At 59.3% G+C, this 15,067-nt stretch carries 4 protein-coding genes; 2 read left to right on the top strand and 2 right to left on the bottom strand.

The genetic code is table 11. The annotated features are described in order from the left end of the window. The first annotated feature begins 37 nt into the window (after positions 1-37). Together ACODS3_RS18315 and ACODS3_RS18320 are read left to right on the top strand one after the other, a co-directional pair. Positions 38-1,282: an exonuclease SbcCD subunit D C-terminal domain-containing protein gene (locus ACODS3_RS18315; RefSeq protein WP_489035617.1), complete on the top strand. Its 1,245-nt coding sequence runs from the start codon at positions 38-40 to the stop codon at positions 1,280-1,282. Then, entirely contained in the window at positions 1,279-4,923 is a 3,645-nt protein-coding gene (locus tag ACODS3_RS18320) for an AAA family ATPase (RefSeq protein WP_489035619.1), read from the top strand. Before ACODS3_RS18315 ends, ACODS3_RS18320 begins: the two co-directional genes overlap by 4 nt. A gap of 90 nt (positions 4,924-5,013) precedes the next feature. On the opposite strand, the gene ACODS3_RS18325 is transcribed toward ACODS3_RS18320, so the two are convergent. Further along, positions 5,014-14,265, bottom strand: coding sequence for a calcium-binding protein (locus ACODS3_RS18325; RefSeq protein ID WP_489035621.1), 9,252 nt, complete (start codon positions 14,263-14,265; stop codon positions 5,014-5,016). Further along, a complete protein-coding gene (locus tag ACODS3_RS18330) occupies positions 14,262-14,987 on the bottom strand; it encodes a hypothetical protein (protein ID WP_201019825.1) in 726 nt (241 codons plus the stop codon). Before ACODS3_RS18330 ends, ACODS3_RS18325 begins: the two co-directional genes overlap by 4 nt. Between the last annotated feature and the right edge of the window lie 80 nt (positions 14,988-15,067).

A 15,067-nucleotide genomic window follows, 5' to 3' on the forward strand; every position in this document is an offset into this window, starting at 1 on the left:
CGCTTGTAGGAGTCCGCCCCAAAATACAGGTCAATCAATGCGTTTGTTTCACACCTCCGACTGGCATCTGGGTCAGAACCTCCACGGTCAGGAGCGGGACTTCGAACACGCCAACTTTCTGAGCTGGCTGCTGGCCCGTCTGGCCGAACGTCAACCTGATGTATTGCTGATCGCAGGCGATATCTTCGACACGGTCAACCCGCCGGTCAAAGCCCAGGAGCGCCTGTACGACTTTATCGTCAACGCCCATGAGCAACAGCCGCTGCTCACCATCGTCATGATTGCCGGCAACCACGACTCCGGCTCGCGTATCGAATTGCCTGCTCCGCTGATGCGCCGCTTGCGCACCCACGCGCTTGGGCGGGTATTGTGGCTGGATGATGGTTCGCTGGATGCAGAGCGCCTGCTGCTGCCGTTGCCTGATGCAAAAGGTGAGGTTCGGGCATGGTGTCTGGCCTTGCCGTTTCTGCGCCCGGCCGAAGTCACGGGCGCAACCCTGGGCGACGATTACCTGCGCGGTATTGCCAAAGTCCATGAATTGCTGATCGAAGCCGCCAACGCAAAACGTCAGCCGGGTCAGGCCCTGATCGCGGTCAGCCATGCGCACATGGCCGGAGGTTCGGTGTCCGAAGACTCCGAACGCAGCCTGATCATCGGCAATGCCGAAGCGCTGCCCGCCAGCCTGTTCGGCCCGAGCATCACCTACGTCGCCCTCGGCCATCTGCACAAGCCGCAGCGGGTCAACGGTGAAGATCGTATCCGCTACAGCGGCTCGCCCATTCCACTGTCATTCTCGGAAATCGACTACAAGCACCAGATTCTGGAAATCAACTGCGACGGCGAGCAACTGGTCAGCGTAGAACCTCGCCTGATCCCCCGCGCCGTCAACCTGCAACGCCTCGGCCCTGCCCCGCTGGCCGAACTGTTGCTGCAACTCAAGGGCCTGCCGGACATCGACCTGCTGGCCGACATTGACCGCCAGCCCTGGCTGGAAGTGCGCGTACGCCTGGACGAGCCGCAACCGGACCTGCGCAACCAGATAGAAACCGCCCTGCAAGGCAAGGCCGTGCGTCTGGTACGCATCGGTGCCGAATATGCCGGCAAGGGCAGCCTTGATGGCGGTGATGAGCAATCGACCCTGATCGAACTGGACCAGCTCAGCCCACAGGAGCTGTTCAGCCGTGCCTGGGAGGAAAACTTCGGCAGCGCGGTGGATGAACAGACCCTTACCGATTTCGCCACGCTGCTGCGTGAAGTTCAGCAGGAGAGCGAACAGCCATGAAGATTCTCGCCATTCGCCTGAAAAACCTCGCCTCGCTGGCCGGGCCGTTCGAGCTGGATTTCACCGCCGAACCACTGGCCAGTGCCGGTCTGTTCGCGATCACCGGCCCTACCGGCGCGGGCAAGAGCACGTTGCTTGACGCCCTGTGCCTGGCGCTGTTCGGGGCGATTCCGCGCCTGAGCAATATCGGCCAGTCCAAGGTCCCGGATGTGGAAGGCGAAATCACCACCAGCGACCCTCGAACCCTGCTGCGACGCGGCACAGGCAGCGGCTACGCCGAAGTGGATTTTGTCGGCATCGATCAACGTCGCTACCGCGCCCGCTGGGAAACCAACCGTGCACGGGACAACGCTGCGAAAAAGCTGCAGGCCAGCCGCCAGACCCTTACCGATCTGGACAGCGAACAAATCCTCAGCAACCAGAGCAAACGCGAGTTCGAGCAACTGATCGAACAGCGCCTGGGGCTCAACTTCGAGCAGTTCACCCGTGCCGTGATGCTGGCGCAGAGCGAGTTCAGTGCTTTCCTCAAGGCCGATGACAAGGAACGCAGCGAGCTGCTGGAAAAACTGACCAACACGGCCATCTACAGCCAGCTCGGACGCCGCGCCTACAGCAAGAGCAAGGAAGCCGAAGAAACGCTCAAGACCCTTACCGCCCAGGCAGGTAACATCACCCCGCTTGAGCCTGAGCAGCGCGCTGAACTCGAACAGAACCTCAGCGAAGCCCAGCAACAGCACAAGGCCCATCAGGCCCGACTGCGCCAACTGGAACTCAAGCAACAATGGCTCACCGAACTGCATCGCCTGCGCGATGAACAGCTCAGCGCCAACGAAAGCCTGAGTAGCGCGCAACAGGATTGGGACAACCAGCAAGGCCAGCGCCAGACACTCGGCCAACTGGAGCGTCTGGGGCCGCAACGCCATCGCTTTGCCCGCCGCATAGCCCTCAATGCCCAGCTAAACCCACTGGCTGAGCGTATTGGTCAGCATCAAACTCAAGAAGCCGCGCTACAGACGCAACAGCAGCAACTGGAAAGCGCCCGCAGCAACGCGCACGCCAGACTGCTCGAAGCCCAGCAGCAACAGAACGATGCCAAGCCACTGCTGCAACAGGCCTTTGCAAGCCAGAACACCCTGAACCACCTGACTCAGGAACTGGCAAAGATCGTCGCGCTCCAGCAACAGGCGGAGCAGAGCAGCACACAGGGCCAGAGCCAGTTGCAAGGTTTGCTCGACCAACAGCAACAGGTCGCAGAGCGCCTGGAGCGCATCGCGCAACAACTGGAGCAAAGCACTGAACTCGCACCGCTGGCACACGCCTGGAACGCCTGGCGCGACCGACTCAAATCCCTGACGCTGACCGCCAATCGCCTGAAGCACGGGCAAGGCGAGTTGCCTGCCCTGCAACAAAGTGCCGCCGATGCCGATGAGCAGTTGATCCAGCAGCGCAGCGACCTGGAAGTGCTGTACCGCGAGGCCGATTGCGAAGCAGAAGCTGTCACCGAACAGACCCAGATTCTGGGCAGCCTGTTGCAGGACAACCGCAAGCAGCAGCGCGCCTTTGAAGAACTGGCTCGCTTGTGGGCCAGCCAGCAAGAGATCGATAAACAACTGCAGGCACTCGCGCAGCAGCAACAAGACGCCCAGCAGGAACGTGAAAAGCTCAATGCCGAAGGCATCCAGACCCGGGACGATCTGAAAGTTGCCGAGCAGACCCTGAGCGTCACTCAGCAATTGCTGGAGCGTCAGCGTCTGGCCCGCAGCGCCAGCGTCGAAGAACTGCGCGAACAGTTGCAGGATGACCAGCCATGCCCGGTGTGCGGCAGCGTCGAACATCCCTGGCATCAACCCGAAGCACTGCTGCAAAGCCTGACTCGACACGATGAAACCGAACAGGCCGGCGCACAGAAAGCGGTGGATGAGCTAAAGGAAAAGTACACCCAGTTGCGCGAACAGGTCGGCGGCGTCATTGCCCGGCAGAAAGAACTCATCCGTCAGCAGGAAAAACTGACGCTCCAGCAGCAGGAACTCGCTCCTGATCTGCAAGCCCACGCCCTCGGTGCGCAACTGCTGGACCGTGATGCCACGCAACGTGACGGCTGGCTGAAGCAGCAGCTCAGCCAGTTGAGCGAAGTCATCAGCCGCGACGAGCAGCGCCAGGATGCATTGCTCAAGCTGCAAAAAGACGCTGCGCGCCTGCAACAGCAGGTCCAGGCCGCCCATGAAGCCAGCCAGACCGCCGCACGGCATGTCACGGACCAGATCAAGCAACTTGAAGCGGATCGCGAGCGTCTGGAGGAGGAACTGACGGCACTGGCCACGCTGGTATCGCCAGTGCTTCTGGACAACCTGCGCAGCGACGCTTCGGCCACCGTCATGCAGCTTGAGCAACAAGTGACCCAGCGTCTGGACCAGCTCGAACAGCAAAGCGAAGAACAGCAGGAACAGCGCGAACGCCAGCAGCGGATCGAGAAGGAACAGGTCGAGCAACAGAACCGTGTCCAGCGTCAGGCTGAACTGCTTGAACAGGTTCAGGCCCTGAGCCAGCAGCAACACGCCAGCCAACAGATATTGGCCGAACTGCTGGGCTCCCATGCCGATGCCCAACAGTGGCAAAACGCGCTGGAACAAGCCGTCGAACAGGCCCGACACGCTGAAACCTCGGCAGGCCAGACCTTGCAGGATGTTCACCACCAACTGATTCAGCTCAATGCCGAACTCAAGGCCGATCAACAACAGTTGCAGGCTCTGGAACAGGAGTCCCGCGAACTCGACGGCCAGATCAGCGAGTGGCGCAGCAGCCATCACGAACTGGATGACGCAGCACTTGAAAACCTGCTGACTTACGACGACGCACGCACCGATCAACTGCGCCAGCAACTAAGCCGCAGTGAAAAGGCCCTGGAGCAAGCCAAAGTGTTGCTGCATGAGCGCGAACAGCGCCTGCAACAGCATCAGGCGCAACACAGCGACATTACCGATAACGAGCAACTGGCCGCTGCCCTGCTTCAGGTTCAGACCGAATGTGAAATCAGCGAACAGCACTGCGCCGACCTGCGCGCCAAGCTGAGCGAAGATGAACAGCGACGTAACGCCAACAGCGAGCTGCAAGCGCGCATCGCGCTGGCCACAAGCGAGTATCAACGCTGGGCGCGTCTGGCGGCGTTGATCGGTTCGGCGGAAGGCGACAAGTTCCGCAAGATCGCCCAGGCCTACAACCTCGACCTGCTGGTCCATCACGCCAACGCCCAGCTCAGGCAACTGGTACGCCGTTATCGCCTCAAGCGCGGCGGCAGCATGCTTGGCCTGCTGGTGCTGGATACGGAAATGGGCGATGAACTGCGCTCGGTGCATTCGCTGTCGGGCGGGGAAACCTTCCTCGTCTCGCTGGCCCTGGCATTGGGGCTGGCCTCGATGGCGTCGAGCACCTTGCGTATCGAATCGCTGTTCATCGACGAAGGCTTCGGCAGCCTGGACCCCGAATCCCTGCAACTGGCCATGGACGCCCTGGACGGCCTACAGGCCCAGGGACGCAAGGTTGGCGTGATCTCTCACGTACAGGAAATGCATGAGCGGATTCCGGTACAGATCAAGGTACGTCGACAGGGGAACGGGTTGAGTACGATAGAGGTTGGGGATTGAGGGCGAGGTTGTTCGCTCTTGCATGAGCTGGATAACCTGCTTGAACGAACAGCCCGCCATCAAGGCGGGCTGTTCGTTTACTCCTGAAGACTACTGCCAGTTGGCTGCGATCACGGCATTGAGCTGATCATGCTGCGCCTGACTCAGGTTGACTTCCCCTCCCTCTGGCGCACCAAAAGCCGCCATGGCACTGACGAGGTTCTCGACCTGATTGGCATACAAGGTCGAACCGCCCGCCTGAATGGCATCCAGGCGCTGGGACGAACCGACATACCAATCCTGTACGGTAACGCTGTCTTGCGCTCCCCGAAGATCAATCACCAGGCTATTCCCCTGACGCGATAACCAGAGGTTGTCACGGCTGACACCTTCAATGCTCAGCACATCGTTATCAGCCTCAGGTGTGTTCGACAGGTTGTTTAGCACGTCCTGACCATCACCGCTGGCAAACGCATAGGTGTCACTCCCGCCGCCACCGATCAGGTAATCGTTACCAGCATTACCACGCAGGAAGTCGTTACCCGCACCGCCGTCGATCAGGTCAGCATCGGATGAACCCAGGATGATCTGGTTGCCCGCCTGACCAGCGAAAACCGTGCCGAAAGCACGCTCGTCGGGCAGGTTCAGGTAAGCCGGTGAACCGGCTGGATCGGGATTGCTCAGGCCAAAGGCATCGAACAACTGACTGGCCGTGATCTGCCCGCCCGAGGCGAATGTGATGCTGTCCACCACGTAGTCTCCACCCAGGAACCAGTTCCTGATCGTCACCTTGTCACTGCCGCCACTGACATTGAGCACCAGGTCATTGCCACTTTTCATCAGGCCGCTGGCAACCTGATTGAAGCTGACGCCCTCAAAATGCAGCGTGTCGGTACCGCCGCCGCTGTTGTCGATCGTCTCCTGACCGCCTCCGGCGGAAAAGACATAGGTGTCGTCACCACGACCACCGATCAGCGTATCGTTGCCTGCACCGCCGTCCAGGGTGTCGCTGCCGTTGCCACCCTCCAGACGATCGTTCCCGGCGTCGCCGAACAAGGCGTCATTGCCATTGAACCCCTGCAACAGGTCGCTCTGCGCAGTGCCGTCGAGCACATCATCGCCGGTCGATCCCTGGGCCGTATTGTCGAAGCCTGCCGCTGGAGCCGGCATGGACAGTCCGAAGGCACCGTAGATCTGCGCTGCCGTGAGCTGGCCGCCGGTTTCAAAGGTAAAATTCTCCACCAGACGGTCGCCGCCCAGGAAGAATTCCTTGAGCGTTATCTGGTTGGCCGAACTGCCGTTGACCCGAAGAATCAGGTCATTGCCCGACTTCATCAAACCACTGGCCACCTGATTGAAAGTGATGCCATTGGCGAACAGCAGCGTATCTGCGCCACCGATTTCCTCGATGACATCCTGGCCCGCGGTATAGACATAAGTGTCATCGCCAATGCCGCCAATCAGGGTGTCGTTGCCCGCAACACCATTGAGCGTATCGTTGCCGGCCCCGCCCAGAAGGATGTCGTTGCCAGTCGTGCCGGTCAGTACATCTGAACCGCCCACACCCGCCACCGGCGGCTCTCCCGTCCCGCCTGGATTGCCGGGTTCGGTCGGTTCCTCCGGTTCGCCCGGCTCAACCGGCTCTTCGCCACCGCTCCCGTCGGGCAGCGCCGTGAGCCGCCCGGCGATCTGGGCGGTGGTCAGGTAACTGCCGCCATCGGGTTGCACATAATCGATGGCGTAATCGCTGCCGAGAAAATGATTGGTGACACGGACCTGCTGACCAAGATCGCCATCGACCAGGATTATCAGATCATCACCATCACGGTGGTAACTCAGGCGGGACAACGCCACGTCCAGAAAGAACACTCCGTCGAAGCCGCCCCCACTGTTGTCGATGACATCCACGCCGTCGCCCGCGCGGTAATAGTAGGCATCGTCACCCGATCCACCGGCCAAGGCATCGTCGCCATCCTCGCCGATCAATACGTCGTTGCCAGCGCCACCGATGAGCCAGTCGTTACCTGAGCCATTGTGCTGGCCATTGCCGCCTGACAAGTAGTCGTTACCGTCGCCACCCTCGACCTGATCGTCGCCGCCCATGCCGAACACGGTGTCGTTACCTGCCAGGCCACGCAGAAGGTCTCGACCGTCGTAACCAGCCAGTTGCTCACCGCTTACCGTGCCTTCGATCAGGGCGTCAAAGCCGCCAGCCACGCCCTGCGCAGCGACGATATGGCCTATGCGCTCGGCGCTCAGCAGATAACCACCGGAGGGTTGCACGTAGCTGATAGCCTTGTCGCCCCCGAGGAAGTGACCGAGCACCCGCACCGACTGCGCGCTGTCGCCATCGATCAAAATCAGCAGGTCGTCGCCAACACGACTGAAGCTCAGGCGGTCCTGACCGATATCATCCGTGAAAAACACCCCTGAATAGCCGCCACTATTGTCAATGATGTCGGCCCCGCCTCCCGGGTTATAAACATACTTGTCGTCACCCGTTCCGGCTGCCAGGAAGTCGTCTCCGGCACCTCCGTTGAGCTGGTCATTGCCGCTGCCTCCGTAGAGGCTGTCGTTGCCGGCCTCGCCTTCGAGGTAGTCGTTGCCGTCTTCGCCATGAATCACATCGTCGCCAGCACGGCCCCATGCCTGATCATCACCGGCACCCAGGCGGATATGGTCGTCGAGTTCACGGTAGCCAATGAAGCTGTCGCCACTGGAAGTACCCTGCCAGACCACACGGTTCTCCACATCGGCCTGGCTCAGCGAGCTGCCGTCGGCGAACAGGAAGTGCTCCAGCTTGAAGTGGTCGGTCGGCTCCTGGAACCAGTTCTGCACCGTGATCGAATCGCTGCCGTTAGCATGCTCGATGATCAGGTCGTCGCCACGGCGCACGAAACTCAAGTCGGAAGCTGCGATACCGGCACCGAAGCTCAGGGTGTCGGTACTCGGCTCGATGTTGCTGTAAGACTCACCCGGCCGCCGCTCGATCAACAGGTCTTGGCCATCGCCCAGACTGAAGAGGTAAGTGTCATCGCCGAACGAACCGTAAAGCGTATCGCTGCCGGCTCCGCCCTCAAGTGTATTGTTGCCCTGATTCCAGGGGTTGCTGTAAGCCTCCAGCACGTCGTCACCCGCACCGCCTCGCAAGGTATCGAAGCCCTGACCGCGCAGAATATCGTTACCCGCGCCGCCGTACAGATCGCCGCTGCCTTCAAGCAGATCGTCACCGTCACCGCCGTCAAGCACGCCATTCCCCTGGAGAGTGTCGTCGCCTGTCTCGCCATACAGGACGTCGAAGCCACCGCCACCGATCAGAACGTCGCTCCCGTCACCGCCGTGCAGGGTATCGTTGCCACTGCCGCCGTCGAGCAGGTCGTCGCCGATATCGCCGCTCAGCAGATCATCACCGTTGCCGCCATAAAGGGTGTCGATACCATCGCCACCGCTGATCTGGTCATTGCCATCCTGACCGTAAACGAGGTCGCTGCCTGTCGCCGCACTGACCACATCGTCGTCGGCATGGCCGAAGATAATGTCATCCAGAGCGGTTCCTTCCAGAGCCTTGCGCTTGATCGCTTCGTAGTCCCAGGTGGTGCCGTCGAACACGAACTGCTCGATCGCAGTCGCTCCCGCAACGCCCGCCTGGTAAGAGAACTGGCCGAGGATACGTAACCGGTCATTGGTGACCTGATTGAGCACCACCAGATCGGTGCCATCACGGCGTAACAGCAGATCGGCTGGCGCCACGCCCTGAAACTGCACGCTATCGGTGCCGGCACTGTCGATGATGAGATCGTTGCCCCATCCAGCAGTGAACTGGTACCGATCGCTTCCCGCACCACCCTCCAGGTGGTCGTCTCCAGTACCGCCTTCGAGCAGGTCATCGCCATTGCCAGCCTGCAGGGTGTCGTTGTCGGCACCGCCATGCAAACTGTCGTCGCCAATGCCACCATCGAGCAAGTCGACTCCGGCACCACCGGACAGCAGATCGTTTCCAATACCGCCATAGAGTGTGTCGGTCCCTTCGCCACCAAGCACCGTATCGTTGCCATCTCCAGCCTGGACGTAGTCGTTGCCAGCACCGGCGTCGATCGTGTCATCGTCGGCATGGTCGTAGATAGTATCGTCCTGTGCCGTTCCTTCCAGCGCCTTGAGTTTGATGGCCTCATAGCCCCAGGTAACGCCGCCATCGAACACGAACTGTTCGATGGCCGTCACCCCGGCCACACCAGCCAGATAGGAGAACTGGCCACTGATACGCAACTGATCTCCGGTGACCCGGTTGAGCACCACCAGATCCGAACCTTCACGGCGCAGCAGCAGGTCAGCAGGCTCTACGCCGGTGAACTGAACGCTGTCGCTGCCAGCGCTGTCGATGATGAGGTCCTGCCCCCAACCGGCAGCGAACCGGTATTGGTCGTTGCCCGCTCCGCCTTCAAGGTGATCGTTACCGGTATCGCCCTGCAGAATGTCATTGCCATGACCTGCATAGACATAATCAGCGCCAGCGCCTGCGATGATCAGGTCATCACCATTGCCGGCGTCCAGAAGGTCATTGCCATCGCCACCGTAGAGGCTGTCGTTGCCATCTCCGGCACTCACCACATCATCGCCCCCAAGGGCCTCGATCAGATCATCGCTGGAATAGGCGTTGATCAGGTCGGCAGCCTCAGTGCCTTCAAGGGTGAGCAGGCGCAATTGCTCCGGGTCAATCACAGTCTCCAGCCCGTCTCCGTAGCGCAGGCGCATCCCGCCAAGCGGGATCTCGCCACTAAAGAAGGAGGACAGCGATAGCTGGTCGCCGACGCTGTCGGGGAAGACAATATCCAGGCTGGTGCCGTTGCGACGGAATACCAGACTTTCCAGCGGCAGGTCGGAGAGGTAGATCGTCACGACATTTTCGTAAGTATCCACGACCACGTCCCGGCCATCTCCACGAGCGAACAGGTAGCTGTTTGTGCCCGAACCACCATAAAGCTGGTCGTAGCCCTTACCGCCAGCCAGCAGATCATCACCGGCTCCGCCAGACAGCACATCGTCGCCGTCGCCTCCCTGCAAGGTGTCACGACCCGCGCCCCCCTGGAGGTCGTCATTGCCTGCACCGCCGCTCAGGATGTCGTCGCCAGCACCACCAATGAGCAGGTCGTTGCCGTCGCCGCCGTCCAGTGAGTCGTCACCTTCACCACCGAGCAACAAGTCGTTCCCGGCATCCCCGAACAGAGTGTCCTTGCCGGCACCAGCGTCAAGTGTGTCGTTCCCTTCCCCGCCGAGCAGAGTGTCGTTGCCGCCGTTGCCATACAGAAAGTCGTGGCCTGCCAGGCCCGACAGCACGTCGTCGGAAGCATACCCTTCGATCAGGTCATCACCATCGCTGGCTTGCAGCACCATCCCCATGACATCTGCGATGGTCCAGATGGTACCGTCGTGAAAGACAATCTCGTCAACGGCCATGCTGTTGGCAGCTTCGCTGGAAAAGTAGTTGTTCAGGCGAATGCTGTCGCTGGCAGAAGTACGAATGAACAGGTGGCTGTTGCTGCGCTCGATGCTGACCGCATCCGGGTCAATGCCTTGGCCGAACACCACGCGATCCACCCTGGCGCCCGTCACTTGTGCCGCGTTGTCTATGACATCGTTGCCATACCCGACCTCGAACAGATAGGTGTCACTGCCACGGCCGCCGATCAACGAATCGTTGCCTGTGCCGCCGATCAGTGTGTCATCGCCGTCATCGCCCATCAGTACATCATCACCGGCACCACCGGATAGCTGGTCGTCACCCGCCAGGCCATGGATGTTGTCGTTGCCTGCCAGAGCATCGATGGTATCGCCCACCGTGCTGCCGAATATCAGGTCGTTGCCCTCGGTGATCGAGGACGCGGTCAGGATATCCAGGATCTGCTCGATGTTCAGACTGCTACCGTCGGCAAAGGCCAGCCGCTCTATCGCACCGAAATCAAGCGTGCCGTCGAAGTCGAAGAAGTTGTCGATACGCAACGAACCCGAATCACTGCCATCGGGGTTCTTGACACTGATAGTGACCGTAGTGGCGTTACGCGAGAACACAAGATCGTCCTGGCCAATGCCCTCGCCGAACACCACCTGATCCAGACCGCCGCGATCAAGGATGGTGTCGTTGCCATGGCCCCAGGAGAAGTGATAACTGTCATTGCCCGTCTGACCGTAGAGCCTGTCGTCGCCACCCAGGCCATAGAATATGGAGTCAGCTTCTATCCCGGACAACGTATCGCTGACCGTCGTGCCGATCCTGGTCGAGAAGTCGAAGAACGAGGCCAGATCGGTGTTAGCGGCAGCAATGGCCTGAAAGGCAGCATCGCGCTTGTCGCGGTAGCCAGGCGAATAAGTCCCAAGGTCGGTCAGGATCGCAATGACACTGGCGATCCGGTCGACCCGGTCATTGGCGTAAAGGTTTTCCAATGTACCTTGCAGGCTGCCCCAGTCCACTGTGATGCCGTTGGCGTCAGAGCCGAATGCGGACTGGATGATGCTCATCTCCTGCGCATACTCGGTCTGCGCCAGAATCTGGGCAGCGGTAAAACGTTTGAATTCCAGATACTCGGCCACCAGAATCGGCGCGGCCTGGCCATGGGGGTTCGGATCGTACTCACCCCAGCACCAGATTCCCATGTAGGAACGCCCCACAAGGTTCTCCAGCGTCACCAGCTGGCGCGCGTCCATCACATGGCCATAAACCTTCATCGGGTCCCGGCTGTACGGGTCCACACCCTCGGCACCCGCCCAGCGGTAGATCAGATCGTCGAGCAGCGCGTCGCGGCTGGCGGCATCGCTGGACGACACATACTGTTCAAGCAGGGACTTCAGTTCGGGGTCCATTGCCATGGCCTGGTGCAGGTCATGCACCTTGCCGAACCCCTTGGCATTGGCGAGGGACAGGATGTCCGGGGCAAGCTCGATGTCGCCACTGTTCACCCGGCGTGTGGTGTCTACCTTGAACCACACGTCCGCAGCAGTGGAGGCGGTGCCATTGCTCAGCATGATGGTGCCGACCTGACGATGCTCGTGACCGTGAGTGTCCACATGGCTGGAGTCGGTGTAGCCCGTACTGATCGACACCACACCGGCATCGGCCAGGCTCTGCAACTCGCTCACATCGCTGATGCCGTTGCCATTGAGATCGCGCCAGACTTGCAGCTCAGCGTAAGAGCTGTCTTGCGCATCAATCACGCCATCGCCGTTGTCGTCATACTCGGCCAAGGCCTGAAAACCGTTCTCGGCAGTCTGGCCATTACTCAGGATGCTGTGGTTGCCGAACAGTTCGGTGCCGTTGCTGATACGGCCATCACCGTTGCGGTCGTGTACCAGCAGCCCGTCGTCCGGGCTGACCCAGCCGGACATTTCACTCAGGCCATCACCATCCAGGTCAAAGTAGCTGGCACCGACTTCCAGCGTTTCGATACCGTCTCCATCCAGGTCAAGGACGATGGGGGATGTGCGACTCTCGGCATCATCGGTCTCAGGCGTTTCGTCTTCTTCCTCTTCTTCCTCACTGAGGACAATCTGCAAGTCGCTGCTGTCCTTGTTGTAGTCATTGATGACGAGAGAGCCATTGACGACCAGAGTGGTGCCATCCAGGAAATAGGTATTACCGCCGCCGTAGTACGTGTTCTCGGGGTCGGTTTCCTTGCGGGAGCCACCGGTGAGTTGCTGATTGCCCAGGTAAACTTTCCCTTTGCCGTCAGTATCGGAAATGATGTCCTGGCTATCGGCCTTGTAGATGTCGAATCCATCGTCGCCCTTGAGGTTATCCTGGCCGTCGCCCCCTTCAAGGTAGTCGTCCCCGAGACCACCCTCGAGACTGTCATCTCCCTGGCCGCCATACAGGGTGTCCTTGCCTTCCCCACCCAGCAGGGTGTCGTTGCCCTGCCCGCCATAGAGAGTATCGACCCCCTCTCCTGCGTCGATATTGTCATCGCCAGCGCCGCCTTCGATGTAATCGTCGTCCTCCCCGCCATTGAGCGTATCGGCGCCATCCATGCCGAAAAGGTAATCCTTGCCCTCTCCACCCTGAATGTTATCGCTGCCGCTGCCGCCGAAAACGATGTAGCGCTTGTCCATGACGCCAAGATCAACGCCATCGATCGTCAGCTTGTACTCTGAGCCACTGCTGTAATCCCGGAACTCGATGTCACCGGGAATGGGAACAGGGAGGCCGAATGGCATTTCATAGGAGCCATCCGTGTCACCGGACTCTCGATAGAATTTCTCGAAGATGAGGAACGATGCACGCTTGTCGATCCACTCATCGGACAGAGCACCTTTTCCGGTTTTCACGTCCGCCAGGCTCAAATCGCTGGAGTAGCCTGGAAGCTCGATGGCGATCGGAGACAAGGCGTACAGCGCATTCCTGACCGAAATATTGCTCTTGGCCAACGAAACAAGTGCCCCCTTCTCGCCGGGCAGAAGGATCGTATTCGCGTTGAGCGCAATCGATGAATCAAGGCCGGAGAAAAAGCTTTGTGCCGCACCTGCAAAATTCTCGGGAGTGGTCGCCGAGTCTGAGCGTTTGCCTAGATAGGTCGCCCGAAGCCAGTCCAGGACCACATGCGTACCGGCTTCGGAAATGAGTTCTCCGAGTTTTCGTGCTTCGCCAGACAAGAGGGACGTGATGTTATTGGTTGCGAGTGCCCGCAACTCACCAAAGCCGGCAGTATCAAAAGTCTCCCATCCGACGCCCAGGTCATCCAGAAGGGTCTTGTCCAGAGTAAGAAGATCAGTCAGTCCAGCACTTCTGGTTTTTTCAAAGGCATAGGCATAAGCGTCATAGGCAAAGAGCAGGTTCTTGACGTCATCTACGCGATTGAGATCGTCCCCGCCCTGTCTTGTGAACCGATTGGTTTCATTCTGCCCGAGCGCCGAGAAAAGAATGGTCCCCGACCAAGCGGCATTTATTTCTCCACCGGCGCTGTCGTTCCCCAAAGAGGCAAATAAAACCTGCCCTACGCCAGTCGCATCATTATTTGCAATATCTGAAATAGTGGGGACCAGCCATTGTCCAGTGCTGGATCGGCGACTCGGATCGAGAATGTCATTCAGGGCATTGATTGCCACCTGATTTGAAGCCTTCTGCATGAGGGCGTCTGAATAGGCGACACCACGCAGTTCCATCTGCCGCTGACTGTAAGACCTGATAATTTCCGCAAAGACCCCTTGCCCCGCGTTGGCAAGTGCCGCCCCCTGCAACCATAACTTTACAGCGCCATCCGGAAGCATGCTGGCAATGGCGTTGTACACATCGGCATAGTTGCCATCAGCATTCGGAGCGCGGCCTTGAAGGTCGCGAATGATTGATATCTGTTCGTCCGTCAGGTAGCTATTGCTCATCGTGAACCTCCATGGCTTTGATTGTTATTTACTTCATATACATCAATCTTGTTACGCACTTCTTTCGTGATGGACTTCCAATCCTTCAGGAGGTCATAGGAGAAAAAAGATTGAATGAGCAGCCCTGAGTGACTGTAGAAAGACGTCCTGCACGTGCCGTTTTTTCTGGAAGGGTCGTTTAACCAGACAACCCAGCAGAAGAACTCTGTCGGGGGCGTGGTGTTGTCTGATTCCCGGGATTGGTAAATATAATTGCGGGAGAAGTCTGTAGAAGACGGGGCGTTTACAGGGTATTCGATCAAGTCCAGGTCTGTGCGCTCGACTGGCGTGTCTGTCTTTTCAAAAGACAACATGCTTTCCATCCGGGTGGGGTCTCCCCGCGTGGAGATCTCTGTCCTGATCATGTGCTTTTCCCCTTTGCCTGCCGGCCCCGTTCTGGGTGGGGTAAAGAGGAAGCCCATGTTGAGGTGCAAGGTCAGCATGTCAGCCTTTGCGGCTTGAATGGTGCCAGCCGTATACACATCGAACACAACATCCGCAGGCACGCGGAAAGTCGAGCTTGCGACCTGGATCGTGTTCGGTTCACCCTTGGTAATACCGTGGGCAGCAAGGTACTCGGGGGTATTGATCTTGGGAGCTTCCTTGTTGCAGGCGGCAAGAAAGAAGAACAAAGGCAAGAGAACGAGGCAGCGGCAGAGCCTTGCATAGGCGTCGTGAGTCACAGGAATCCCTTCGGCGTGATAGCTAAGTGATTCTGTATTGAAAGCAGGCTAATGTGCAAAATTCTTCGCGAATGAATTCT

The organism is Pseudomonas sp. FG43 (assembly GCF_057809175.1).